Raw genomic sequence first — 23,164 nt, forward strand, 5'->3', positions numbered from 1 at the left:
CCGGGAAGCTTGTGGCGCTTGGCTCGCGGGCCGATAGCCGCTTGCTTGTGGATGCCATTGAACCCGCCTATAATGCGTCAGCTTGTCGTCCCGGGGTCCCCGCAATACGGGCCGACGAGTCCGATGCAGGCATGCATCGCATGCCATTCGCGTGAGGCGGCGATGGAAGCAGCGAGGGTTTTGGCGGAGACGACGAACGGTGAGCCGGTCCTCGAAGACTGGCTCATGAAACGTAACTGTTCGGTGTCGCCGCGCCAGTTCGTGCTGTTTTACGCGTCGCTCGCGGGCTTCTCGCTGGTGATCGCGGCATTGCTGATGTGGCGGGGGGCCTGGCTCGTCATGCCCTTCACCGGAATCGAATTGCTGGCGGTAGGCGTCGCGTTTGCGGTCTACGCCCGTCATGCGGTCGATTACGAGCGCATCAGGCTGTTTCCGCACCGGCTCGTGATCGAGCGGATGGATGCGGAGCGGTTCACGCAGATCGAATTCAACCCGCGCTGGGTGCGGGTCGAGCCGGGGGCGACGCCACGCGATCCGATTCGACTCGTATCGCGCGGGCAGACCGTCGTAATTGGGCAGCATCTCGCGCAGCACAAGCGGGCGCAGTTCGCCGATGAACTGCGCGTGTCGCTCAGGCGCTGCGGCTGACGAGGCGCGGGCATCGGCCGGAACGGGCCGGCGGCTTGCGACGGGGGAGGGGTTTGAATGGAAATTTTGGGTAAGGATGCTATGAAAACAATCAAGCGAGCCCTCACGGGCGTGCTGGCATGCAGCGGATTGCTCTTTGCCGGCGCTGCTCTGGCGGTCGGTGATAGCCCGGGCGGCCCCCGCGTCAACGAAATCAATTTTCAGCCGCCTGTCACGAAGATCGCCGAGGAGCTCTACGATCTCCACACGATGATGCTGATCCTGTGTACGGTGATCTTCGTCGGCGTGTTCGGCGTGATGTTCTATTCGATCTTCGCGCATCGCAAATCCAAAGGCCACAAGGCCGCCAATTTCCATGAAAGCACGACCGTCGAAATCATCTGGACGATCGTGCCGTTCATCATCGTCGTGCTGATGGCGCTGCCGGCCACGAAGGCCGTCGTCGCGATGAAGGACACGACCAACGCCGATCTCACGATCAAGGTCACCGGCTACCAGTGGAAGTGGGGCTACGACTACGTGAAGGGCCCGGGCGAGGGCATCAGCTTCCTGTCGACGCTCAGCACCCCGCGTGACGAAGTGATGGGCAAGAAGCCGATCACCGAGACGTACCTGCAGGAAGTCGACAACCCGCTCGTCGTGCCGGTCAACAAGAAGATCCGCATCATCACGACCGCGAACGACGTCGTTCACTCGTGGTACGTGCCCGCGTTCGGCGTGAAGCAGGATGCGATCCCCGGCTTCGTGCGCGACACGTGGTTCAAGGCCGACAAGGTCGGCACGTTCCGCGGCTTCTGTACCGAACTGTGCGGCAAGGAACACGCGTTCATGCCGGTCGTGGTCGTGGTGCTGTCGGACGACGACTACGCGAAGTGGGTGACCGCGCAGAAGGCCAAGCTGGCCAGCGCTTCGGTCGATCCGAACAAGGTCTACACGATGGCCGAACTCGTCGCGCACGGCGAGGAAGTCTACAAGGCGAACTGCGCGGCCTGCCACCAGGTGAACGGCAAGGGCCTCGGCGCCTTCCCGGCGATGGACGGCAGCCAGATCGTGAACGGCCCGATCGCAGGTCACGTCGAGCGCGTGCTGCACGGCAAGGGTGCAATGCCGTCGTGGGCATCGCTGTCGGACCTCGACATCGCATCGGTCATCACGTACGAGCGCAATTCGTGGGGCAACCACAAGAACGACCTGCTGCAGCCGAAGCAAGTGGCTGACGCGCGCAACGGCAAGATGCCGGAAGACGCGGCAGGTGCGGCGGCCCCGGCCGAAGCGGCCTCGGCACCGGCGCAAGCCGCGTCGGGCGCGGAGGCAGCGTCGGCATCGGCTGCGCTGTCGACGATCTACTTCGAGACGGGCAAGAGCGTGCTGCCGGCCGACGCGAAAGCGGCGATCGCTGCAGCGGCCGACTATGCGAAGGCACATCCGGACGCGAAGCTCGCGCTGTCGGGTTTCACCGACAAGACGGGCTCGGCCGACGCGAATGCCGAACTCGCCAAGCATCGTGCACAGGCCGTGCGCGACGCGCTGAAGGCAGCAGGCGTGGCGGAAGACCACATTATTCTCAAAAAGCCGGAAACGATCACGGGCGGGGCTGACGCCAAGGAAGCCCGGCGTGTCGAGATCGGGCCGGCGGCTTGACGTGTCGCTGAGTTAGTCGACGTATTCGCATTAGGAGATTCTCATGTCTAGCATCGGGCACGACGTAGCCGCGGACCACGCGCACGACGACCACGCGCACGAAGCCCCGCACGGCTGGCGGCGCTGGCTGTTCGCCACCAACCACAAGGACATCGGTACGCTGTACCTGCTGTTCTCGTTCATCATGTTCCTGTCGGGCGGCGTGATGGCGCTCGCCATCCGTGCCGAGCTGTTCGAGCCGGGCCTGCAGATCATGCGTCCGGAGTTCTTCAACGAACTCACGACGATGCACGGCCTGATCATGGTGTTCGGCGCGATCATGCCGGCGTTCGTCGGCTTCGCGAACTGGATGATTCCGCTGCAGATCGGCGCATCCGACATGGCGTTCGCGCGGATGAACAACTTCAGCTTCTGGCTGCTGCCGGTCGCGGCCGTGCTGCTGGTCGGTTCGTTCTTCGCGCCGGGCGGCGCGACGGCCGCCGGCTGGACGCTGTACGCACCGCTGTCGACTCAGATGGGCCCGGGCATGGACTTCGCGATCTTCGCGGTCCACATCATGGGTGCTTCGTCGATCATGGGCGGGATCAACATCGTCGTGACGATCCTGAACATGCGCGCACCGGGCATGACGCTGATGAAGATGCCGATGTTCGCATGGACCTGGCTGATCACCGCGTACCTGCTGATCGCCGTGATGCCGGTTCTGGCAGGCGCGATCACGATGGTGCTGTTCGACCGCCACTTCGGCACGTCGTTCTTCAACGCGGCAGGCGGCGGCGACCCGGTGATGTACCAGCACATCTTCTGGTTCTTCGGCCACCCCGAGGTGTACATCATGATTCTGCCGGCGTTCGGGATCGTGTCGCAGGTGATCCCGGCGTTCGCACGCAAGACGCTGTTCGGCTATAGCTCGATGGTGTACGCGACGGCTTCGATCGCGATCCTGTCGTTCATGGTCTGGGCGCACCACATGTTCGCAACGGGCATGCCGGTCACCGGCCAGCTGTTCTTCATGTACGCGACGATGCTGATCGCCGTGCCGACGGGTGTGAAGGTGTTCAACTGGCTCGCGACGATGTGGCGCGGCTCGATGACGTTCGAAACCCCGATGCTGTTCGCGATCGGCTTCCTGTTCGTGTTCACGTTCGGCGGTCTGACGGGCCTGATGCTGGCGATGGCGCCGCTCGACATCCAGTATCACGGCACCTACTTCGTGGTGGCGCACTTCCACTACGTGCTGGTGGCCGGTTCGCTGTTCGCGCTGTTCGCGGGTTGGTACTACTGGGCGCCGAAGTGGACGGGCTGGATGTACAACGAGACGCGCGGCAAGATCCACTTCTGGGCGTCGATGATCTTCTTCAACCTGACGTTCTTCCCGATGCACTTCGTCGGTCTCGCGGGCATGCCGCGCCGCTATGCGGACTACCCGGCGCAGTTCACGGACTTCAACCAGGTGGCGACGATCGGTGCATTCGGCTTCGGCCTCGCGCAGGTGTACTTCCTGTTCGCGGTCGCGCTGCCGGCCTACCGTGGCGGCGGCGAGCTGGAAAAGGCGTCGGACAAGCCGTGGGATGGCGCGACGGGCCTCGAGTGGACGGTGCCGAGCCCGGCTCCCTTCCACACGTTCGAGCAACCGCCGCACGTCGAATAAGTTTCACTTGGCGTTCCGTCGCTGCCTGCCGTGCGGGCAGGCGCGGCGGACGCCGAATCGAAGTTTCAGCGAAGTTTCAGATGAACCGGAATCCACAAGAAAGACGAACGCCCGAGCAGATTCGCGCGGGCAACAAGCGGCTCGGCCTCATCCTGCTCGTCATCGCCGCCGTTTTTTTTGTGGGTGTCGTGATCAAGCAGTGGTGGCTGTCCACTCACTGATGCAGCAACTGACGCAGTAGCGAGGAAGTAGTCGTATGTCGAAGCCGGAAGAGGGCGCCGTCGATCGCGCGTTCAATCGTTCGATGCTGATGAAGCTCTTCGTCGTGGCCGGACTGATGTTCGGCTTCGGCTTCGCGCTGATTCCGATGTATCGCGCGATTTGCCAGATCACCGGCATCAACAACCTGGTGCAGCGCGATGTCAGCGAACGCGAGGCGAAGAACTCGCAGGTCGACTACAGCCGCACGGTGTCGGTCGAGTTCGACGCGAATGCGCGCGGCCCGCTCGGGTTCAAGCCGGAGCACAACAGCCTTGACGTGCATCCGGGCGAGCTGACGACGATCGTGTACGACGTGACCAACGGGCAGGGCCGGCCGATGGTGGCGCAGGCGATTCCGAGCTACGCGCCGAAGCAGGCAACGGAATTCTTCAAGAAGATCGAGTGTTTTTGCTTCACGCAACAGACGCTGGCCGCGAACGAGTCGCGCAAGATGCCGGTGGTGTTCGTGATCGATCCGAAGCTGCCGAAGGACGTGAAGACGATCACGCTGTCGTACACGTTCTTCGAGCTGAACACGCCGGCCACGCCGGCGCCGGCACCGCGCAAGACGGCGGCGCAGGGCGCGGCGAAGCCGGACGCATGACGACGGAGACGGGGCGGTGACAGAGACCAAGCGGAGCGGGTCGTTCGGCCAGGCGGTGAAAGCGGTGCTGTGGTCGTTCTTCGGGGTGCGCAAGCGGCGCGACCTGGAGGCCGACGCGACGCAGCTCAATCCGCTGCACGTGCTGATCGTCGCGTTGATCGCGGCCGGTGTGTTCATCGGCGTGCTGATCCTGATCGTGCGCGCGGTCGTGGGTTGAGGCCCGCGGCCACGAAAGAATGCAGTGCGTGGCGCCCGGGCGCTGCGTGCGGGAAAGAGCGGCGGCGGCACGCGCCGTGCAAGAAATAAAGCCGGAGCGGTTTCCGGTACACAAATTGGACTGAAGTGGAGAATCAAGCATGAGCGGTCAAAACCAGACCCCGTACTATTTCGTGCCGCATCCGTCGCAGCATCCGATCAGCGCGGCCATCGGCCTGCTGGTCATGCTCGCGTCGGTGGCGCTGTGGATCAACGGTCACGACTGGGCTCCGTACACGGCGCTGCTTGGCCTGCTGTGGTTGCTCTTCACGCTGTATCACTGGTTCGGCGACGCGATCGCCGAGTCGGAAGGCGGTCATTACGGCAAGAACGTCGACAAGTCGTACCGCTGGAGCATGAGCTGGTTCATCTTCTCCGAAGTCATGTTCTTCGGCGCATTCTTCGGCGCGCTGTTCTATGCGCGTGAAATCGCGCTGCACCAGCTCGGCAGCCTCGACTACAAGCTGATCTGGCCGGACTTCTCCGCCGTGTGGCCGAACGAAGGCCCGGCCGCGCTTGCCGGTCACTTCAAGACGATGGGCCCGTGGCCGGTCCCGACGCTGAACACCGCATTCCTGCTGGCGTCGGGTGCGACGCTGACGGTGTCGCACCACGCGCTGCGCGACGACCACCGCAACAAGGCGATCGCCTGGCTGGCCGCGACGCTCGTGCTCGGTGTCTGCTTCCTGTTCATGCAGGGCTTCGAGTACTACCACGCGTACAACGAACTGAACCTGACGCTGAACTCGGGCGTGTACGGCTCGACGTTCTTCCTGCTGACGGGTTTCCACGGCTTCCACGTGTTCCTCGGCGGCACGATGCTCGCGGTGGTGCTGGTGCGGATGATCCGCGGCCACTTCAAGCCCGATCACCACTTCGCATTCGAAGGCGCCGCGTGGTACTGGCACTTCGTCGACGTCGTCTGGCTCGGCCTGTACGTCGTCGTCTACTGGCTGTAAATGCAGGAACGGCCCGCGCAGCGATGCGCGGGCCGTTTTCATTGGCGGGGACGGGGCAGCGGCTGGTTGCCTGCGCTCAACGCCAACCCGGCGCCGCCGCGACTTCGTCAGGCGGCGCTTTTGCTTGGTGGTGCCGTTGTGCGGCGAAATGTCACAGCGGTCGCGGCGGTCACGGTGACCGCCGGCACGAATGCATCAACGCCCGATCGGCAGGCCGGTCGAATGGATCCAGCCCATCCAGTTCGCGAACAGGATGAACAGGAACAGCGAGACCGACAGCCCGACGCGGGTGGCAAGCGACCACACCATGCGTTTCGTGTGGCCGCGGTCTTGCATCATGAAGTAGAGCGCCGAGCCCATGCTGGCGACGATGAGGACGAAGGCGATGGGAACGAGGATGTGCATGACGCGAACCGGACGACGGCAATTCGAAAGGAAGAGGATAATTATCGCACTTCGCTTTCGCGAATGCGTCTCGCGGGTGGCCCGATGAGGATCCGCTGGCTGCCTGCGCTGCTGATACTCGCCATCGTCGCGGTCACGATTCGCCTCGGGTTCTGGCAGCGCGACCGTGCGCATCAGAAGGAGGCGCTGCAGGCGAGCATCGTGCGCTACGAGCACGCGGTGCCCGTCGACGTCGGTGCGCAGCCGATTCCGCTCGCGTCGATCGAGTTCCATCGCGTGCGGGCCAGGGGTCGCTTCCTGCCGGAGCAAGCGGTGTTCCTCGACAATCGGCCGTATAACGACCAGCCGGGTTTTTACGTCGTGATGCCGTTTAAACTCTCGGGCGGCGGCGTCGTGCTGGTGAACCGCGGCTGGCTGCCGCGCAACATCGCCGATCGCACGGCGATCGAGCCGTTTTCGACACCGGATGGCGACATCGAGATCGAAGGCATCGCGCGCGCCGATGCGTCGCGCGCGTTCGAGCTTGGCGAAGGCGGCTCGGCCGCGCACCAGAAGATCCGGCAGAACCTGGACGTCGCCGCGTATGCGAAGGAAACGGGGCTGCCGCTACAGCCGTTCGTGATCCAGCAGACGAGCGACGACGGCGACAAGCTCGTGCGCGACTGGCCGGCGGCGACGACCGGCGTCGAGCGCAATTACGGTTACATGTTTCAGTGGTGGGCCATGGCGGCTGCCGCGCTCGGTTTCGGCCTGTACGCCGCGCGGCGTGCGGCGAAGAAATCGGCCGGCGCGTGAGCGCCATGCCAGGACGCGGCGCACGCGCCGCGGGTTCGTTTCGAGAGGTCTGATTTGTCCATGCAATCTTCCCGTCGGGGTCCGGCCGCAGCGCCGATTTCGCCCGCGGCCCGCAAGCGCGGCCGCTGGATGCTCGTGCTGCTGGGTCTCGTGTGCGCAGCACCGATCATCGCGTCGTACTTCACCTATTACGTGATCAAGCCGAAGGGCGGCTCGACCAACTACGGCACGCTGATCGAGCCGCAGCGGCCGATCCCGGCCGACCTGCAGGTGACCGACGAAACCGGCAAGACGGTGCCGCTGTCGTCGCTGCGCGGCGTGTGGCTGTTCGTGATGACCGATCGCAGCGCGTGCGATGACGCCTGCGCGCAAAAGCTCTACTTCATGCGCCAGGTCCGCGTCACGCAGGCGGGCGAGCGGCACCGGATCACGATGGTATGGCTGCGCAGCGATGCGGGCGCGGTCCCGCCGAAGGTGCTGGAGGCCTATCCGGACACGCGCCGGCTGGTCGCCGATCCGGCCGCGGTCGCCGCGTGGCTGCCGGCAGACGCCGGCACCAGGGACAGCGACCACATCTACATGGTCGATCCGAACGGCAACCTGATGATGCGTTTCCCGAAGGACCCGAATCCCAGCAAGATCAAGGCGGACGTCACGAAGCTGCTGAAGTGGTCGAGCATCGGCTAAGGCGAGACGACGAGGCAACCATTCAATGTCGTATCTACTGCAACTCGGCCTGATCGGCCTCTGCATCGCGCTGCTGCCGCTGTCGTACGTGTGGGTCAAGGCCGACGACGACAAGTTCCGCAAGCTGGTGTGGATCACCACGTTCCTGACCCTCGACCTCGTGATGTTCGGCGGCTTCACGCGGCTGACCGATTCGGGCCTCGGCTGCCCGGACTGGCCCGGCTGCTACGGCACGTCGTCGCCGTTCATCGCGCACGCCGCGATCACGGCCGCGCACCAGGCGATGCCGACCGGCCCCGTCAGCATGACGAAGGCGTGGATCGAGATGATCCACCGTTATTTCGCGATGGCGATCGGCGTGCTGATCATCGCCCAGGTCGTGATTGCGTGGTCCGCGCGGTTGCGCCGCCGCCCGCTGCACGTGTCGCCGTGGTGGCCGACGAGCCTCTTGCTGCTGATCGTCGTGCAGGGCGTGTTCGGCGCGTGGACGGTCACGATGAAGCTGCAGCCGGTGATCGTCACGACGCACCTGCTGCTCGGCCTCACGCTGCTCGGCACGCTCGGCTGGCTCGCGGCGCGGCAGACGCCGCTGCCGTCGCATGACCCGGAGGCCGGCCGCTACCGCGCGGCCGCGCTCGCGGCGCTGGTGCTGCTGGTCGTGCAGATCGCGCTCGGCGGCTGGGTGAGCACCAACTACGCGGTGCTCGCGTGTACCGACTTCCCCACCTGCAACGGTCAGTGGATTCCGCCGATGAATTTCGAGCAGGGCTTCCATCTGTGGCGCGCGCTCGGCATGACGAAGGATGGCGACGCGATCACGCAGGACGCGCTGGTCGCGATCCACTGGACGCACCGCACGTTCGCGTTCGTCGTGGTCGCGTTCCTGGTCGCGTTCGCGCTCAAGATGCGCCGCTTCGAGTCGCTGCGCCGGCCCGCGAACGGCGTGCTGCTGGTGGTCCTGCTGCAGTTCCTGACGGGCCTGACCAACATCGTGCTGCAGTGGCCGCTGCCGGTCGCCGTCGCGCACAACGGCGGCGCCGCGATCCTGCTGCTGCTCGTCGTCATGTTAAACTTTCGCATCCTTTCAAGCCGCCCCGGCCGTGTCGCGCAGCACGCGCGCGACGCCGCCCCGGCGTGACCGCCCCCATGCAAAGCACCCTTTCCCAATCGCCCGGTAGCCGGTTTTCTCAGTACATGGCGCTGACGAAGCCGCGTGTCACGCAGCTTGCGGTGTTCTGTGCGGTGATCGGCATGTTTCTCGCGACGCCGGGCATGGTGCCGTGGCATGTGCTGATCGGCGGCACCGTCGGCATCTGGCTGCTGGCCGGCGCGGCGTTCGCGATCAACTGCCTCGTCGAACAGAAGATCGACGCGATGATGCGGCGCACCGCATGGCGTCCTTCCGCGCGCGGCGAGATCACGACCCCGCAGATCCTGCTGTTCTCGGCCGTGCTCGGCAGTGTCGGCGCATGGACGCTCTATACGTTCACGAACCCGCTGACGATGTGGCTGACGATCGCCACCTTCGTCGGCTACGCGGTGATCTACACGCTGCTGCTCAAGCCGATGACGCCGCAGAACATCGTGATCGGCGGCGCATCGGGCGCGATGCCGCCGGCGCTCGGCTGGGCCGCGGTCACCGGCGCGGTGCCCGGCGATGCTTGGATCCTCGTGCTGATCATCTTCGTGTGGACGCCGCCGCATTTCTGGGTGCTCGCGCTGTATCGCCGCAAGGATTATGAAAACGCGGGCCTGCCGATGCTGCCCGTCACGCACGGCGAGAAATTCACGCGGCTGCACATCCTGCTGTACACGGTGATCCTGTTCGCGGTCACGCTGATGCCGTTCATCTCGGGGATGAGCGGGGCCGTCTACCTGACGAGCGCGGTGCTGCTCGGCGCGGTGTTCCTCGCGTATGCCTGGAAGATCCACCGCGACTATTCGGATGAACTCGCCCGCAAGGCTTTCCGCTACTCGATCGTCTATCTGTCGCTGCTGTTCGCCGCGCTGCTCGTCGATCACTATGCACGCCCGCTGCTCGGCGTGTAACCGCACGGTTTGAACGCAATGCTCCATTCATGGTTCGGGCGCCGCGCGCGCCAAGGCTGGATGCTCGCGTGCGCATTCGCGGCAGCCACGCTGCTCGCCGGCTGCGACAACGCGCCGAAGTTCCAGAATCTCGACATCACCGGCAACACGCAGTTCGGCAGCGATTTCTCGCTGCCCGACACGACGGGCAAGGTGCGCACGCTCGCCGACTTCAAGGGCCGTGCGGTCGTGATGTTCTTCGGCTATACGCACTGCCCGGACGTGTGCCCGACGACGATGGCCGAGCTGTCTGAAGCACTGAAGCAGCTCGGGCCCGATGCCGCGAAGCGCGTGCAGGTGCTGTTCGTCACCGTCGATCCGGAGCGCGACACGCCGGCGCTGCTCGGCCAGTACGTGCCCGCGTTCGATCCGTCGTTCATCGGCCTGCGGCCGGCCGACGAAGCGGCGCTCAAGAAGGTCGCGAAGGATTTCCGCGTGTACTACGCGAAGGTGCCCGGCAAGACGCCCGGCAGCTACACGATGGATCACACCGCCGCGAGCTACGTGTTCGACCGCGACGGCAAGCTGCGCCTGTTCGTGCGCGACGGCCAGGGCCCCGGCCCGTGGGTTCACGACCTGAAGCTGCTGGTCGACTGAGCGGCGCGCGCCGCATGTTCGCGCGGGCGTTCGCCCGGCGAAACGCGTGACGGCCGCGATGCGCCGTCACGCATTCTTCCTGTTTCCCCTCGATCTGCATGCGCCGCCTCGCGAGGCGGCGTGCGTGCGCACATTCGCGCGCCGGCGCGTTACGGCAGTGCCGGCACGTTGAAGCCCTGCGCGGCACGCGTGATCCGGAATTCCGTCACGCGATACGTCGCGAGCCCTTCGGTCACGAACGGATCGGTCTCGAGGATCGCGTCCAGTTCGTCGCGGTCGATGCGGGCCGCGAGGATCACGCCGCCTTCGCGCGGCACCTTCGGCCCCGCTGCGATGAAGATGCCGCGCTCGAACAGCGGCTGCAGATACGCACGATGGCGTTCGAGCGCATCGTCGATGCGCTCGAGCGACGCGTTGTAGTGGATGTCGATGACGTACATGGATGGCCCTGGAATGTCGCCGGCGCGTCGTGTGCCGGTCAGCCGGTCTTTTTAGCACAGCGGCTGTCCCGTGTCGTGCCGGCCGTCGTGCGTGTATTCAAGTTGTAAGTCTCGTTGCCGTAAATACGGAGGCAACCGTTTGCGCGCGACCGGCCGTTCGCGCGTATCGCGGGCATCGACTTCGACAACAAGGCACGCAGATGAGCAGAATGAGTTTGAATCGCAAGCTGTGGCTCGCGCTTGCGCTGGTATGGATCGGCTTGCTCGGCGTCGGCGCATGGAGCGCATACGAGACGCGCGCGACGATGCTCGCCGAACGCAAGGCAGGCATCGCCAACCTGGTCGACTCGGCGGCCGGCATCGTCAGCGCATATCACGCGCTCGCGCAGAGCGGCACGCTGTCCGAGGCCGACGCGAAGCGCGACGCGCTCGCGAGCGTGGCCGCGATGCGCTACGGCGAGTCGGGCTATGTGTTCGTGATGGATTCGAAACCCGTCGTGCTGATGCACCCGACGCTGCCGAAACTTGTCGGCACGCAGGTCGGCGACTATCTCGACCCGGACGGCAAGCCGCTGTTCGTCACGATCCTGAACGCCGCGAAGGCGACCGGCAGCGGCTTCGCCGAGTATCGCGGGCGGCTGCCGCACAGCGAGACCGCGGTGCCGAAGATCAGCTACGTCACGCGCTTCGCGCCGTGGGACTGGAACATCTCGAGCGGCGTGTTCCTCAAGGACATCGATACCGTCTACTACCGGACGCTGTTCGGCCACCTCGCGGTCGTGTTCGCGATCGGCTTCGCGATCAGCGCGGCGATGCTCGTGATCATCCGCAACGTGCGCGGCAGCCTTGGCGGCGAGCCGGACGAAGCGGCCGCGCTGGCGACCCGCATCGCGCAGGGCGACCTCACGCGGCCGGTGCCGGTGCGCGCAGGCGACGACACGAGCATGATGGCGGCGATGCGCGACATGCAGGCGCGCCTGCAGGCGACGATCGGCGGAATCCGCCAGTCGGCCGAGTCGATTGCGTCGGCGAGCCGCGAGATCGCGTCCGGCAACGACGACCTGTCGCAGCGCACGGAGGAGCAGGCCGCGTCGCTCGAGGAAACGGCCGCGAGCATGGAGCAGCTGACCGCGACGGTGAAGCAGAACGCCGACAACGCGCGGCAGGCGAGCGGGCTCGCGAACAATGCATCGGAGATCGCGCGGGCGGGCAACGACGTCGTCAGTCGCGTGATCGGAACGATGGGCGAGATCGACGACAGCTCGCGCAAGATCGCCGACATCATCGGCGTGATCGAGGGCATTGCGTTCCAGACCAACATCCTCGCGCTGAACGCGGCGGTCGAGGCAGCGCGGGCCGGCGAGCAGGGGCGCGGCTTCGCGGTGGTCGCGGGCGAGGTGCGTTCGCTCGCGCAGCGCAGCGCGACGGCTGCGAAGGAGATCCGCCAACTGATCGTCGATTCGGTCGAGCGCGTGCGTAACGGCTCGACGCTGGTCGGCCAGGCCGGCACGACGATGGGCGAGATCCTGCAGGCGGTCGCGCGCGTGACCGACATCATGGGCGAGATCGCGGCGGCGTCCGAAGAGCAGGCGAGCGGCATTACGCAGGTTGGGCGCGCGGTCACACAGATGGATCAGGTCACGCAGCAGAACGCGGCGCTCGTCGAGGAGGCCAGCGCGGCCGCGGCGTCGCTGCAGGAGCAGGCCGGCCGGCTGCGCGACGCGATCAGCGCGTTCCGGGTCGCCGATGCCGGTGGCCGCGTGCATTGAACGCAACTAACGGCCTGATGGCGGCGTGGTAGCGGCCTGGTCGCGCATCGTTCGCCAGCACCGCTGCGGTGCATACCCATATGAGCGGGATGTATTTCACTTCCGGCCGATCCTGTGACACCATTTGCCCCTTCCTGCGAGTTCGGGGATACCCGTATCGCGCCCCATTTTTAGTTAGCAAGAAAGCGAGAAACAGATGAAGCGTCGCAGTCTCCTGAAGGTATTTTCCGTGCTGGCCACCGGTGCCGCGCTGACGCTGTCGGCGGGCGCGCACGCCGAAGACAAGGTCATCAAGGTCGGCACGGTCGCCGGCCCGGATGCGGAAGTGTGGCAGGTCGTGCAGAAGGTCGCGAAGGAGAAGGAAGGCCTGAACGTGAAGGTCATCGAGTTCAACGACTACGTGCAGCCGAACGCGGCGCTCGATGCGGGCGACCTCGACGCGAACAGCTTCCAGCACCAGCCCTACCTCGACAGCCAGGTGAAGCAGCGCGGCTATAAGATCGTCGGCGCGGGCCTGACCTACATCTCGCCGATCGGCGTGTACTCGAAGAAGTTCAAGGCGCTGAAGGACCTGCCGCAAGGCGCGAAGCTCGCGGTGCCGAACGATCCGTCGAACGAGAACCGCGCGCTGCTGCTGCTGCAGACGCAAGGCGTGATCAAGCTGAAGGCCGGCGCCGGCACGGGCGGCAACAACGCGACGGTGCTCGACATCGCCGAGAATCCGAAGAAGCTGAAGATCTCCGAGCTCGACGCCGCGCAACTGCCGCGCGTGCTGTCGGATGTCGACGCCGCCGTGATCAACACGAACTACGCGCTCGCCGCGAACCTGCAGCCGACCAAGGACGCGATCGCGCTCGAATCGCTGACGAGCCCGTATGCGAACCTGATCGCCGTGCGCGCGAAGGACAAGGATCAGCCGTGGGTGAAGAAGCTGGTCAAGGCGTACCAGTCGCCGGAAGTGCGGGAATTCATCAAGAAGCAGTTCAAGGGCTCGATGGTCGCGTCGTTCTGAACGGCGCACACCGGTCGGACCGCTGAAACGAAAGGGCCTGCCTCGCGCAGGCCCTTTTTCATTGGCGCGGCTGCAGATCATTGCGCGGCGCCCGGCGTTCAGCGCTGGCTCACATCTCGCCGCGCCGCGAGCAGATCGCCATGATCTGCTGGATCGCGTAGTTGTCGCGCACGCCCGGCAGCGACTGCACGACGCACTCGTGAAAGCGCCGCTCGCGCGGCAGCAGCATCGCGTTGTTGCGGTACAGCGCGTCGCACGAGCGCTGGATCAGTTGTGCGGCCGCGCCGTTGCGGCTCTCGCGCAGCGCACCCAGCATGCAGTCGTCGTATTGCGCATAGCCGTCGGTCAGCGCGAATGCCGCACTCGGCAGCGCCAGCGCGACGACCGCGCACGCGATCGCACGGATTCCCCGTTTCATGCACGCTCCGTTGGTGTGGATTGGGTCCGCGGACAGCATAACGTAAAGCTGTGAACGCGGCTGACGTGTTGCGCCGGGGCCGGCGCCAAGCGCCGCCGGCCGGGCTTCCCGAGCGTTTCGCAGCCGCTCGGCGGCCGCGTGTGCCGGCCGGACGCCCGAAAGCGCGAAGTCAGGTGGTGGTCTGCGGAAATGGTATCCTCGTGCGTTCGCCGCCGCGCGCCTTCCCGGGGCCCGCGCGGGGCCGCTGCCGCCCACACCGTCACCCGGTTGCGCGTGCTCGGCACCTGCATGACGGCGGCGGGAATCCATCATCCAGAACCGACACAAATACGGGGGAGACTCACCCATGAAGCGTTTCAAGATTTTCGCGATCCGTTCGATCACGGCCGGTGTCGCCGCATTCGCGCTCGCGGGCGCCGCGCACGCACAGACGGTCAAGGTGCTGTCGATCGTCGACCACCCGGCACTCGATGCGATCCGCGACGGCGTGCGCGCCGAACTGAAGGCGGAAGGTTACGGCGACGACAAGCTCAAGTGGGAATACCAGAGCGCGCAGGGCAACACGGGCACGGCCGCGCAGATCGCGCGCAAGTTCGTCGGCGACCAGCCCGACGTGATCGTCGCGATCGCGACGCCGGCCGCGCAGGCGGTGGTTGCATCGACGAAGAGCGTGCCGGTCGTCTATTCGGGGGTGACCGATCCGGTCGCAGCCCAGCTCGTGAAGGGCTGGGGCCCGTCGGGCACCAATGTGACGGGCGTCTCCGACAAACTGCCGCTCGACCGTCAGGTCGCGCTGATCAAGCGCGTCGTGCCGAAGGCGAAGACGGTCGGCATGGTCTACAACCCGGGCGAGGCGAACTCGGTCGTGGTCGTGAAGGAGCTCAAGGAGATCCTCGCGAAGCAGGGGATGACGTTGAAGGAAGCGGCCGCGCCGCGCACCGTCGACATCGGCCCGGCCGCGAAGAGCCTGATCGGCAAGGTCGACGTGATCTACACGAACACCGACAACAACGTCGTGTCCGCATACGAAGCGCTCGTGAAGGTCGCGAACGAAGCGAAGATCCCGCTCGTCGCCGGCGACACCGACAGCGTGAAGCGCGGCGGCATCGCGGCGCTTGGCATCAACTACGGCGACCTCGGCCGGCAGACCGGCAAGGTCGTCGCGCGCATCCTGAAGGGCGAGAAGCCGGGCGCGATCGCATCGGAAACGAGCAGCAACCTCGAGCTGTTCGCGAACACGGGCGCGGCCGCGAAGCAGGGCGTGACACTGTCGCCGGATCTGCTCAAGGAAGCGAAGACGGTCATCAAGTAAGCCGCGGCCCGACCGCCGCGCTTGCGGGCCCGATCCGGGCCCGAACGAAACCGCCGGACGGGCGGCTCCCACCCGGGGCCGCCCGTCCGCTTCGCCCGGCCGTACACGTGAGGCCGGGAAGCAACAGGATTTCCCCATCATGTCTCTGTTCTCGTTTCTGGGCGCGCTGGAGATCGGCCTGATCTTCAGTCTCGTCGCCCTCGGGGTGCTGATCTCGTTTCGCATCCTCAACTTCCCCGACCTGACCGTCGACGGCAGCTTTCCGCTCGGCGGCGCCGTCGCCGCGACGCTGATCTCCGCCGGCCACGACCCGTTCACGTCGACGGTGCTCGCGATCGTCGCGGGCGCGCTGGCCGGCTTCGTCACGGGCTGGCTCAACGTGCGCCTGAAGATCATGGACCTGCTCGCCAGCATCCTGATGATGATCGCGCTCTATTCGGTGAACCTGCGGATCATGGGCCGGCCGAACGTACCGCTCATCACCGAGCCGACGATCTTCACCGTGCTGCAGCCCGACTGGATGCCCGACTACGTGCTGCGCCCGGCGCTGCTCGCGATCGTCGTCGTGGTCGCGAAGCTCGGCCTCGACTGGTTCTTCTCGTCGCAGCTCGGCCTCGCGATGCGCGCGACCGGCGCGAACCCGCGGATGGCGCGCGCGCAGGGCATCGCGACGGGCCGCGCGACGCTCGCCGGGATGGCGCTGTCGAACGCGCTCGTCGCGCTCGCCGGTGCGCTGTTCGCGCAGACGCAGGGCGGCGCCGACATCTCGATGGGGATCGGCACGATCGTGATCGGGCTGGCCGCGGTGATCATCGGCGAGACGCTGCTGCCCGCGCGCCGGCTCGTGCTGACGACGCTCGCGGTCGTGCTCGGTGCGATCGTCTACCGCTTCTTCATCGCGCTCGCGCTGAACAGCGAATTCATCGGCCTGAAAGCGCAGGACCTGAACCTCGTGACGGCTGCGCTCGTCACGATCGCGCTGGTGCTGCCGGCGACGCGCAAGAAGCTGTTCGCGCGCAAGAACGGAGGGGCCTGACATGTTGTCCGCACAAGACCTGAAACTCACGTTCAATCCCGGCACGCCGATCGAGACGCGTGCGCTGCGCGGGCTGTCGCTCGAGATTCCCGACGGCCAGTTCGTCGCGGTGATCGGCTCGAACGGCGCCGGCAAGTCGACCTTCCTCAATGCGGTCAGCGGCGACCAGCGCGTCGATTCGGGACGCATCGCGATCGACGGCACGGATGTCACGCGCCAGCCCGCGTGGGACCGCGCGCACCTCGTCGCGCGCGTGTTCCAGGATCCGATGGCCGGCACCTGCGAGGCGCTGACGATCGAGGAGAACATGGCGCTCGCGACGGCGCGCGGCGTGCGGCGCGGCTTCCGGGCCGCGCTCGACCGTCCGTCGCGCGAGCTGTTCCGCGACAAGCTGCGTCTGCTGAACCTCGGTCTCGAGAACCGGCTGACCGACCGGATCGGGCTGCTGTCGGGCGGCCAGCGGCAGGCGGTGAGCCTGTTGATGGCGTCGCTGCGGCCGTCGCGGATCCTGCTGCTCGACGAGCACACGGCCGCGCTCGACCCCAAGACGGCCGCGTTCGTGCTGGAACTGACCGCGCGCATCGTCGCCGAAAGCAAGCTGACGACGATGATGGTCACGCACAGCATGCGGCAGGCGCTCGACTACGGCGACCGCACGGTGATGCTGCACCAGGGGCAGGTCGTGCTCGACGTGTCGGGCGACCAGCGCCGCGGGCTCGACGTGCCGGACCTGCTGCAGATGTTCGAGAAGGTGCGGCACGAGCAGCTCGACGACGACGCGTTGCTGCTCGGCTGACGCGCGGCGGGCGGGCCGGCGCGGTGCGAGGTGCTGCATCGTGCCGGTTTGCGTGAGGGTTGGCATGCCGATCCGGCCGGGCGATTCGGCGCGCGTGCGCCGCATCGGGCCGGATGGTTGGGGCGGGCGTTCGGGCGGCGCGATCCGGCCACGCCCGATCCGGCGCGCCGTAGCATGACGGGGCGCGCCGGCTTTCTCCCCGTTTTTCCTCCGACAAAAGCCGGTTTCGCACCGGCGCTGTGCGATGCGAGCGCATTGCCATATACTGTATATCCATACAGTTGTGGGTGGCGTCATGCTCGCATCCTCCATTTCTCCCGAATCCCTTCATCCATCGCTCTGGCGTGGCTCGCAGCTCGCGCGCGGTGGTCTGCGCACGATCGATACCGGCTTCGCGCCGCTGTCCGCCGAGCTGCCGGGCGGCGGCTGGCCGGTCGGCGGGCTCGTCGAGTTGCTGGCCGCGCAGCCGGGCTGCGGCGAGATGCGGCTGCTTGCACCCGCGCTCGCGCGCACCGTCAGCGCGCGGCGTCCGCTCGCGCTCGTCGCGCCGCCGCAATCGCCGCATGCGACCGCGCTCGCCAGTCTCGGCGTGCCGGCCGACGCGTTGCTGTGGCTGCGCGCCGGCAGCCGCACGGATGCGTTATGGGCCGCCGAACAGGCGCTCAAGACCGGCTGTTGCGGCGCGCTGCTGCTCTGGCAGGACGCGCGGCCCGATGCACTGCGGCGCCTGCATCTCGCGGCCGCGCGCACGGGCGACACGCTGTTCGTGATGCTGCGCCCGCTGTCGGCCGCGCGGCAGCCGTCGCCGGCCGTGCTGCGCGTCGCGCTGTATCCCGTGCCGGGCGGCGTGTCGCTCGATATCGTCAAGCGTCGCGGGCCTGCGAGCGGCGAGCCGCTCGTGCTCGACCTGCCGTCGCCCATCGTGGAGAGCCGCTATGCGCGTCTTGCTCGGCATCCATCTGCCGCGCCTGCCGCTCGACGTGTGCGCCCCGCAGCCGTCTGACGCAGCGGCCGGCGGCGCCGGCTGCGCGGTGCTCGAGCAAGGCGTCGTGTTGATCGCCGATGCAGCCGCGCGCCGGCAAGGCGTGCGCGCGGGCATGAAGCGCGGCGGCGTGCTGACGCTCGCGCCCGAGACGCAACTCGTCGAACGCGATCCCGCGCGCGAGGCCGATGCGCTGCGCGCGGTCGCGCTCGCATTGCTGCGCTTCTCGCCGTGCGTCGCGCTCGACGACGAAGCGACGCTGATCGTCGACGTCGGTCCGAGCCTGCGCCTGTTCGGCGGCTTGCCGTCGCTGTGCCGCCAGGTGCGCGCGACGCTCGCGGCGCTCGGTTATGCGGCGCGCCTGTCCGCCGCGCCGACCGGGCGCGGTGCGTGGCTGCTCGCGCGTGTCTCGGCCCGCGCGCGGATCCGGCGCCGGTTGGCCGCCCCTGCGTCGCTGGTTCGCGCGCTCGATGGGCTGCCGTGCGCGCTGCTGCCCGACGCGCGCCCGTATGCGGGCTGGTTCGACGGCCTCGGTTGCCGCACGCTCGCCGATCTGCGCGGCTTGCCGCGCGCGGGGTTGCAGCGCCGCTGCGGCCCCGCGCTGCTCGCCGCACTCGATCGCGCGTACGGCGATGCGATCGAGCCGCTTGCGTGGATGGCGGTGCCGCCCGTGTTCGACGTGCGGCTCGAATTGCCGGAGCGCGTCGAATACGCGGAAGCCGTGCTGTTCGCCGCGCGGCGGCTCGTCGTGCAGCTCTGCGGATGGCTGGCCGCGCGGCAGCTGTCGCTGGCCGCGATGACGTTCGATCTCGAGCACGAGCGCGGCCGTCAGGCCGTGCCGCCGACACCGCTCGAACTCGCGTTCGCCGCGCCCGTGCGCGACGAGACGCACTTCATGCGGCTGCTCGGCGAGCGGCTCGCGCGCGTCGAATTGCCGTCCGCGGTGATCGCGGTGCGGCTGAAGGCCACGCGCGTCGAATCGGTCGCGCCGCCGGCCGACGATCTCTTTCCCGAGCCGGGCGGCACGCGCGAGACGCGCGCGCGGCTGTTCGAACTGCTGATCGCACGGCTCGGCGCGGAGAACGTGCTGCGCGCGGCACCCGTCGCCGATCACCGTCCGGAGGCCGCGAACCGCTGGCTGCCGCTCGATGCGCAAGCAGGCAAGCCGGCCGCTGGTCCGCCGGCCGTGCCGCCGCGCCCCGCATGGCTGCTGGCCGAGCCGCAGCCGCTCCTGATGCGCGAGAACCGGCCGGTGTTCCATACGCCGCTCAGGATGATGTCGTCGGCCGAGCGGATCGAAGCCGGGTGGTTCGACGGGCAACTGGCCGCACGCGATTACTACGTCGCGCAAGACGAGGTCGGTGCGTGCTACTGGGTATTCAAGGAACGGGCGGGGAGCGAGTCCGAGCCGCGCTGGTTCCTGCACGGCCTGTTCGGGTGAGCCGTCATGATTGCAGAATTGAGCTGGCTGCCCGATTACGCGGAGTTGTTCTGCCGATCGAACTTTTCGTTCCTGCATGGCGCGTCGCATGCGGACGAGCTGGTCGAGCGCGCGGCCGAACTCGGCTATCGCGGGATCGCGATCACCGACGAATGCTCGCTCGCAGGTGCGCCGCGCATGCATGTCGCGGCGAAGGCGAAAGGGCTGCCGCTCGTCATCGGTTCGTATTTCGAAGTCATGCCGGATGAAGTCGCGCCCGGCCACGATCCGGGCCCCGGCGCGTTCGGGCTCGTGTTGCTTGCGCAGAATCGCGAGGGTTACGGCAATCTTTCCGAGCTGATCTCGTGGCGGCGGATGGCATCGCCGAAGGGCACTTACAAGCTGACGTCGCGGATGCTGTCGGCGCCGCCTGCCGAGTTTGCCCACTTGCGCGGCATGCCCGACTGCTTCGCGATTCTCGTGCCCACGTATCCGGTGCGTGCTGATGTACTCGATGCGCAGGTCGCGTGGTTTCGCGCGACGTTCGGCGAACGTGCGCGGCTCGGGCTCGTGCAGTTGCAGCGCGCGCTGGACGGTGCGCAGCGCGAGGAGATTCGTGCGGCCGGCGCGCGGCGCGGCGTGCGTATCGTCGCGCTTGGCGATGTGACGATGCACCGGCGTTCATGCAAGCCGCTGCAGGACGTGATGACGGCGATCCGCGTCGGGATGCCGGTTTCAGAGTGCGGCTATGCGCTCGCGCCGAATGCGGAACAGCATCTGCGTTCGCGACAGCGGATCGGGCAACTGTACTCGCCGGAGGAGATCGCGGAGACGTGCGCGATTCTCGATGCTTGTCTTTTCGAACTCGATTCGCTGCGCTACGAGTATCCCGACGAGATCGTGCCGAAGGGGCTGACGCCGACGCGCTATCTGGAACAGGAAACCTTCGCGGGGGCGGCGGGGCGTTATCCGCAAGGCATTCCGGAGAAGGTCGAGAAGCAGATCCGCCATGAACTCGACCTGATCGCGAGGTTGAGCTACGAACCGTTCTTCCTGACCGTCTACGACATCGTCAAATACGCGCGCAGCCAGAACATCCTGTGCCAGGGCCGGGGCTCGGCGGCAAACTCGGTCGTCTGCTACTGCCTCGGCATCACCGAGGTCGATCCCGACCAGAGCACGATGCTGTTCGAGCGTTTCATCAGCGAGGAGCGCGGCGAGCCGCCGGATATCGACGTCGACTTCGAGCATCAGCGCCGGGAAGAGGTCATTCAGCATATCTACGAAAAATACGGCAAGGACCGCGCAGCACTCGCGGCGGCGGTCTCGACGTATCGCCCGCGCGGCGTGCTGCGCGAAACCGGCAAGGCGCTCGGTGTCGATCCGATGCTGATCGATCGCGTCGCTAAAGGGCATCGCTGGTTCGACGGCAGTCGCGATCTGCTGCAGCAATTCGCGACGACCGGGCTCGACCCGGCCACGCCGATCATTCGCGCATGGGCCGAACTCGCGGGGCGCTTGCTCAACTTTCCGCGCCACCTGTCGCAGCATTCGGGCGGCTTCGTGATCAGCCGCGGCAAGCTCACGCGGCTCGTGCCGGTCGAGAACGCGGCGATGGACGGGCGGCGCGTGATTCAATGGGACAAGGACGATCTCGAGGCGCTCGGGCTGATGAAGGTCGACGTGCTCGCGCTCGGCATGCTGTCGGCGCTGCATCGCGCCTTCGACATGCGCACGGCGTGGCGCGGGCCGCCGGAACCGGGGGGTGAGCCGTTCACGCTGAAGCACATTCCGCAGGACGACGAACCAACCTACGACATGATCTGCCGCGCCGATACGGTCGGCGTGTTCCAGATCGAATCGCGTGCGCAGATGTCGATGCTGCCGCGGTTGAGGCCGCGCAACTACTACGATCTCGTCGTCCAGGTGTCGATCGTGCGGCCCGGTCCGATTCAAGGCGGCGCGGTGCATCCGTATCTGAAGCGGCGCAGGATCATGGCCGGCGAAGAGGAGGGTGAGGTCACGTATCCGAGCGATGCGCTCAAGGAAGTGCTCGAACGCACGCTCGGCGTGCCGATCTTCCAGGAACAGGTGATGCAGATCGCGATCGTCGCGGCAGGCTTCACGCCTGGCGAGGCTGACGAGTTGCGCCGGGCAATGGCTGCGTGGAAACGCAAGGGCAACCTCGAGAAGTATTACGACAAGATCGTCGACGGGATGCTCGAACGCAATTACACACGCGAATTCGCCGAGCAGATCTTCGAGCAGATCAAGGGCTTCGGCGAATACGGTTTCCCCGAGAGCCATGCGGCCAGTTTCGCGAAACTCGCCTATGCGAGCAGTTGGCTCAAATGCCACGAACCGGCGATCTTCCTCGCCGCGCTGCTGAACAGCCAGCCGATGGGTTTCTATCCGCCGTCGCAACTCGTGCAGGACGCGAAGCGTCATCGCGCGAAGGTGCTGCCGATCGACGTGACGCAAAGCAACTGGGAAGCCTCGCTCGAAGCGCTGCCCGGCCAGCCGCCGCCGCATGGTCAGCCCGCGGTGCGGCTCGGCCTGTCGCTCGTGCGCGGCCTCGGCGAGGCTGCCGCGCGGCGCATCGAGGCCGCGCGCGCGGCCGGCCCGTTCGAGAACGTCGACGCGCTCGCGCGCCGCGCGCAGCTCGAACGACGCGATCTCGAAGCGCTCGCCGCCGCGAACGCGCTCGCGACGCTCGCCGGCCATCGCCGCGATGCACTGTGGCAGGCCGTCGCCGCGGCACCGGAGCGCGACCTGCTCGCCGCCGCGCCGATCGACGAAACGGAGCAGCCCGTGCTCGGCGCGCCTTCGGAGGCCGACGACATCCTTGCCGACTATCACACCACCGGCCTCACGCTGAACCGCCACCCGGTCGCGCTGCTGCGGCCCGCGTTGCGCGCGCAGCGGCTGTCGTCCGCGGCCGAGTTGCGCGACCGTCCCGATGGCCGGCTCGCGCGCGCGTGCGGGCTCGTGACCGCACGGCAGATGCCGGGCACCGCGAAGGGCGTGATGTTCATGACGCTCGAGGACGAGACGGGCTGCGTGAACGTGATCGTGCGGCCCGAGCTGCTCGCGCGGCAGCGCCGCGAAACGCTCGATTCGCGACTGCTCGCGGCATCGGGCGTATGGCAGGTCGTCAGCGACGTGAGGCACCTCGTCGCGCAGCATTTCGAGGATCTGACGCCGCTGCTCGGCGGGCTGCGCACGTCGAGCCGCGAGTTCCACTGACACGGCGCGCCGGCACGCCGCCCGCGCGCTGCCGCCGCATGCATACCAGTCGGCCTAACTGGTTCTATTCCGGTATCGTTTCCAGCTTCCCAAGCCTGGGAAATCTGGCCCGGGAACTGTCCCCTTGCATACCAATCCGGGT

Annotated in this window: 23 protein-coding genes; 20 read left to right on the forward strand and 3 right to left on the reverse strand. The window is 66.9% G+C overall.

Going from position 1 to position 23,164, the window contains the following annotated elements; translation table 11 throughout:
- The first annotated feature begins 123 nt into the window (after positions 1-123).
- From DIE08_RS12035 to DIE08_RS12060, 7 genes are all read left to right on the forward strand, one after another.
- Positions 124-648 carry a DUF2244 domain-containing protein gene (locus tag DIE08_RS12035; RefSeq protein ID WP_059599867.1) on the forward strand — a complete coding sequence of 175 codons (525 nt, stop codon included), beginning with the start codon at positions 124-126 and terminating at the stop codon, positions 646-648.
- 57 nt (positions 649-705) lie between these two features.
- On the forward strand, positions 706-2,289 hold the full coding sequence (gene coxB, locus DIE08_RS12040) for a cytochrome c oxidase subunit II (protein ID WP_124626341.1): 1,584 nt from the start codon (positions 706-708) through the stop codon (positions 2,287-2,289).
- Between the two features lie 43 nt (positions 2,290-2,332).
- Positions 2,333-3,940: a cytochrome c oxidase subunit I gene (gene ctaD, locus DIE08_RS12045; protein WP_059599869.1), complete on the forward strand. Its 1,608-nt coding sequence runs from the start codon at positions 2,333-2,335 to the stop codon at positions 3,938-3,940.
- Positions 3,941-4,020: 80 nt separating this feature from the next.
- Positions 4,021-4,161 (forward strand): cytochrome oxidase small assembly protein, encoded by a 141-nt coding sequence (locus DIE08_RS35630; RefSeq protein ID WP_006760728.1) that lies wholly within the window; start codon positions 4,021-4,023, stop codon positions 4,159-4,161.
- A gap of 35 nt (positions 4,162-4,196) precedes the next feature.
- Positions 4,197-4,805 (forward strand): cytochrome c oxidase assembly protein, encoded by a 609-nt coding sequence (locus DIE08_RS12050; RefSeq protein WP_124626339.1) that lies wholly within the window; start codon positions 4,197-4,199, stop codon positions 4,803-4,805.
- 16 nt (positions 4,806-4,821) lie between these two features.
- A complete protein-coding gene (locus DIE08_RS12055) occupies positions 4,822-5,022 on the forward strand; it encodes a DUF2970 domain-containing protein (protein ID WP_059599870.1) in 201 nt (66 codons plus the stop codon).
- 139 nt (positions 5,023-5,161) lie between these two features.
- Positions 5,162-6,019, forward strand: coding sequence for a cytochrome c oxidase subunit 3 (locus DIE08_RS12060; protein WP_059464449.1), 858 nt, complete (start codon positions 5,162-5,164; stop codon positions 6,017-6,019).
- 195 nt (positions 6,020-6,214) lie between these two features.
- Here DIE08_RS12060 and DIE08_RS12065 read toward each other — a convergent pair whose 3' ends face one another.
- Positions 6,215-6,424, reverse strand: a complete 210-nt coding sequence (locus DIE08_RS12065; RefSeq protein ID WP_059599872.1) for a twin transmembrane helix small protein — start codon at positions 6,422-6,424, stop codon at positions 6,215-6,217.
- An 84-nt stretch (positions 6,425-6,508) separates the two neighbouring features.
- Between DIE08_RS12065 and DIE08_RS12070 the strand changes: the two genes are divergently transcribed.
- Genes DIE08_RS12070 through DIE08_RS12090 form a run of 5 tightly spaced genes read left to right on the forward strand, consistent with a single transcriptional unit; the run spans position 6,509 to position 10,591 of the window.
- Positions 6,509-7,219, forward strand: coding sequence for an SURF1 family protein (locus DIE08_RS12070; protein WP_059599899.1), 711 nt, complete (start codon positions 6,509-6,511; stop codon positions 7,217-7,219).
- A gap of 60 nt (positions 7,220-7,279) precedes the next feature.
- Complete coding sequence (locus tag DIE08_RS12075) at positions 7,280-7,906, forward strand: cytochrome C oxidase subunit I (RefSeq protein ID WP_124902022.1); 627 nt, start codon at positions 7,280-7,282, stop codon at positions 7,904-7,906.
- Positions 7,907-7,931: 25 nt separating this feature from the next.
- Positions 7,932-9,044 carry a heme A synthase gene (locus DIE08_RS12080; protein ID WP_124902023.1) on the forward strand — a complete coding sequence of 371 codons (1,113 nt, stop codon included), beginning with the start codon at positions 7,932-7,934 and terminating at the stop codon, positions 9,042-9,044.
- An 8-nt stretch (positions 9,045-9,052) separates the two neighbouring features.
- On the forward strand, positions 9,053-9,955 hold the full coding sequence (cyoE, locus tag DIE08_RS12085) for a heme o synthase (protein ID WP_006477738.1): 903 nt from the start codon (positions 9,053-9,055) through the stop codon (positions 9,953-9,955).
- Positions 9,956-9,973: 18 nt separating this feature from the next.
- The gene (locus tag DIE08_RS12090) at positions 9,974-10,591 is read left to right on the forward strand and encodes an SCO family protein (RefSeq protein ID WP_059526197.1); all 618 of its coding nucleotides are present in this window, start codon (positions 9,974-9,976) and stop codon (positions 10,589-10,591) included.
- Between the two features lie 149 nt (positions 10,592-10,740).
- Here DIE08_RS12090 and DIE08_RS12095 read toward each other — a convergent pair whose 3' ends face one another.
- Positions 10,741-11,031, reverse strand: a complete 291-nt coding sequence (locus tag DIE08_RS12095) for a YciI family protein (RefSeq protein WP_044848209.1) — start codon at positions 11,029-11,031, stop codon at positions 10,741-10,743.
- Positions 11,032-11,231: 200 nt separating this feature from the next.
- Between DIE08_RS12095 and DIE08_RS12100 the strand changes: the two genes are divergently transcribed.
- Positions 11,232-12,800 (forward strand): methyl-accepting chemotaxis protein, encoded by a 1,569-nt coding sequence (locus DIE08_RS12100; RefSeq protein WP_124902024.1) that lies wholly within the window; start codon positions 11,232-11,234, stop codon positions 12,798-12,800.
- 196 nt (positions 12,801-12,996) lie between these two features.
- Positions 12,997-13,812, forward strand: coding sequence for a MetQ/NlpA family ABC transporter substrate-binding protein (locus DIE08_RS12105; RefSeq protein ID WP_124902025.1), 816 nt, complete (start codon positions 12,997-12,999; stop codon positions 13,810-13,812).
- Between the two features lie 109 nt (positions 13,813-13,921).
- Here the strand turns inward: DIE08_RS12105 and DIE08_RS12110 are convergent, their stop codons facing one another.
- Complete coding sequence (locus DIE08_RS12110; protein WP_124902026.1) at positions 13,922-14,230, reverse strand: VF_A0006 family four-cysteine protein; 309 nt, start codon at positions 14,228-14,230, stop codon at positions 13,922-13,924.
- Between the two features lie 346 nt (positions 14,231-14,576).
- Here DIE08_RS12110 and DIE08_RS12115 point away from each other — a divergent pair, with 346 nt between their 5' ends.
- The 6 genes from DIE08_RS12115 (at position 14,577) to DIE08_RS12140 (ending at position 23,022) form a co-directional block, all read left to right on the forward strand.
- On the forward strand, positions 14,577-15,542 hold the full coding sequence (locus DIE08_RS12115) for an ABC transporter substrate-binding protein (protein ID WP_059681653.1): 966 nt from the start codon (positions 14,577-14,579) through the stop codon (positions 15,540-15,542).
- A gap of 139 nt (positions 15,543-15,681) precedes the next feature.
- Positions 15,682-16,578 carry an ABC transporter permease gene (locus DIE08_RS12120; RefSeq protein ID WP_059599879.1) on the forward strand — a complete coding sequence of 299 codons (897 nt, stop codon included), beginning with the start codon at positions 15,682-15,684 and terminating at the stop codon, positions 16,576-16,578.
- Position 16,579: 1 nt separating this feature from the next.
- Positions 16,580-17,374 (forward strand): ABC transporter ATP-binding protein, encoded by a 795-nt coding sequence (locus tag DIE08_RS12125; RefSeq protein WP_059599880.1) that lies wholly within the window; start codon positions 16,580-16,582, stop codon positions 17,372-17,374.
- A gap of 295 nt (positions 17,375-17,669) precedes the next feature.
- The gene (imuA, locus tag DIE08_RS12130; protein WP_059681656.1) at positions 17,670-18,377 is read left to right on the forward strand and encodes a translesion DNA synthesis-associated protein ImuA; all 708 of its coding nucleotides are present in this window, start codon (positions 17,670-17,672) and stop codon (positions 18,375-18,377) included.
- A complete protein-coding gene (locus DIE08_RS12135) occupies positions 18,310-19,797 on the forward strand; it encodes a DNA polymerase Y family protein (RefSeq protein WP_124626328.1) in 1,488 nt (495 codons plus the stop codon). The genes imuA and DIE08_RS12135 overlap by 68 nt, the downstream gene beginning before the upstream one ends.
- 6 nt (positions 19,798-19,803) lie before the next feature.
- Entirely contained in the window at positions 19,804-23,022 is a 3,219-nt protein-coding gene (locus tag DIE08_RS12140) for an error-prone DNA polymerase (protein WP_124902027.1), read from the forward strand.
- Positions 23,023-23,164: the final 142 nt, after the last annotated feature.

Origin of the sequence: Burkholderia sp. Bp9004, assembly GCF_003858025.1 — a bacterium.
In the GTDB taxonomy this organism is placed as follows: domain Bacteria; phylum Pseudomonadota; class Gammaproteobacteria; order Burkholderiales; family Burkholderiaceae; genus Burkholderia; species Burkholderia diffusa.

Excerpts from the sequence above, each read along its gene's own strand:
- DIE08_RS12140 (WP_124902027.1), top strand. The coding sequence starts at position 19,804 with ATGATTGCAGAATTGAGCTGGCTGCCCGATTACGCGGAGTTGTTCTGC.
- DIE08_RS12105 (WP_124902025.1), top strand. The coding sequence starts at position 12,997 with ATGAAGCGTCGCAGTCTCCTGAAGGTATTTTCCGTGCTGGCCACCGGT.
- DIE08_RS12060 (WP_059464449.1), top strand. The coding sequence starts at position 5,162 with ATGAGCGGTCAAAACCAGACCCCGTACTATTTCGTGCCGCATCCGTCG.
- coxB (WP_124626341.1), top strand. The coding sequence starts at position 706 with ATGGAAATTTTGGGTAAGGATGCTATGAAAACAATCAAGCGAGCCCTC.
- DIE08_RS35630 (WP_006760728.1), top strand. The coding sequence starts at position 4,021 with ATGAACCGGAATCCACAAGAAAGACGAACGCCCGAGCAGATTCGCGCG.
- DIE08_RS12070 (WP_059599899.1), top strand. The coding sequence starts at position 6,509 with ATGAGGATCCGCTGGCTGCCTGCGCTGCTGATACTCGCCATCGTCGCG.
- DIE08_RS12110 (WP_124902026.1), bottom strand. The coding sequence starts at position 14,230 with ATGAAACGGGGAATCCGTGCGATCGCGTGCGCGGTCGTCGCGCTGGCG.
- DIE08_RS12120 (WP_059599879.1), top strand. The coding sequence starts at position 15,682 with ATGTCTCTGTTCTCGTTTCTGGGCGCGCTGGAGATCGGCCTGATCTTC.
- ctaD (WP_059599869.1), top strand. The coding sequence starts at position 2,333 with ATGTCTAGCATCGGGCACGACGTAGCCGCGGACCACGCGCACGACGAC.
- imuA (WP_059681656.1), top strand. The coding sequence starts at position 17,670 with ATGCTCGCATCCTCCATTTCTCCCGAATCCCTTCATCCATCGCTCTGG.
- cyoE (WP_006477738.1), top strand. The coding sequence starts at position 9,053 with ATGCAAAGCACCCTTTCCCAATCGCCCGGTAGCCGGTTTTCTCAGTAC.
- DIE08_RS12035 (WP_059599867.1), top strand. The coding sequence starts at position 124 with ATGCAGGCATGCATCGCATGCCATTCGCGTGAGGCGGCGATGGAAGCA.
- DIE08_RS12080 (WP_124902023.1), top strand. The coding sequence starts at position 7,932 with ATGTCGTATCTACTGCAACTCGGCCTGATCGGCCTCTGCATCGCGCTG.
- DIE08_RS12125 (WP_059599880.1), top strand. The coding sequence starts at position 16,580 with ATGTTGTCCGCACAAGACCTGAAACTCACGTTCAATCCCGGCACGCCG.
- DIE08_RS12095 (WP_044848209.1), bottom strand. The coding sequence starts at position 11,031 with ATGTACGTCATCGACATCCACTACAACGCGTCGCTCGAGCGCATCGAC.
- DIE08_RS12100 (WP_124902024.1), top strand. The coding sequence starts at position 11,232 with ATGAGCAGAATGAGTTTGAATCGCAAGCTGTGGCTCGCGCTTGCGCTG.
- DIE08_RS12135 (WP_124626328.1), top strand. The coding sequence starts at position 18,310 with ATGCGCGTCTTGCTCGGCATCCATCTGCCGCGCCTGCCGCTCGACGTG.
- DIE08_RS12065 (WP_059599872.1), bottom strand. The coding sequence starts at position 6,424 with ATGCACATCCTCGTTCCCATCGCCTTCGTCCTCATCGTCGCCAGCATG.
- DIE08_RS12115 (WP_059681653.1), top strand. The coding sequence starts at position 14,577 with ATGAAGCGTTTCAAGATTTTCGCGATCCGTTCGATCACGGCCGGTGTC.
- DIE08_RS12090 (WP_059526197.1), top strand. The coding sequence starts at position 9,974 with ATGCTCCATTCATGGTTCGGGCGCCGCGCGCGCCAAGGCTGGATGCTC.
- DIE08_RS12075 (WP_124902022.1), top strand. The coding sequence starts at position 7,280 with ATGCAATCTTCCCGTCGGGGTCCGGCCGCAGCGCCGATTTCGCCCGCG.
- DIE08_RS12050 (WP_124626339.1), top strand. The coding sequence starts at position 4,197 with ATGTCGAAGCCGGAAGAGGGCGCCGTCGATCGCGCGTTCAATCGTTCG.